Origin of the sequence: Pseudomonas frederiksbergensis (assembly GCF_003732665.1) — a bacterium.
Lineage (GTDB): Bacteria > Pseudomonadota > Gammaproteobacteria > Pseudomonadales > Pseudomonadaceae > Aquipseudomonas > Aquipseudomonas frederiksbergensis_G.
The window spans coordinates 1-253 of the sequence record NZ_MOBP01000184.1 but is presented as its reverse complement, the minus strand read 5'-3'; the positions used below and the strand labels follow the sequence as shown (position 1 = coordinate 253).

The following is a 253-nucleotide window of genomic DNA, read 5'->3' as shown; positions in this document are numbered from 1 at the left end:
AGGCGCATGTGCCAAGGAAAGCGTCCGAGCAGGAGAAAGGGTCGGGAAAAATCAGATCGGGTCTATGTCGCCCCGCGCCCACATCTCTATGGTTTCCGCATAAAAATCAGCGAAACGGCCTTCCTCGATCGACTTGCGGATACCCTGCATCAGCTCCTGATAATAGGCAAGATTGTGCCAGGAGAGCAGCATGCCGCCCAGCGCCTCGTTGGAGCGCGTGAGATGATGCAGATAGGCGCGGGAGTAATCACGC

At 56.9% G+C, this 253-nt stretch carries 1 protein-coding gene; it reads right to left on the bottom strand.

Annotated features, from left to right (window positions below):
• Positions 1 to 51: 51 nt before the first annotated feature.
• A partial coding sequence (locus BK665_RS33740; protein ID WP_123410662.1) for a tRNA-guanine transglycosylase occupies positions 52 to 253 on the bottom strand: 202 nt, incomplete at its 5' end.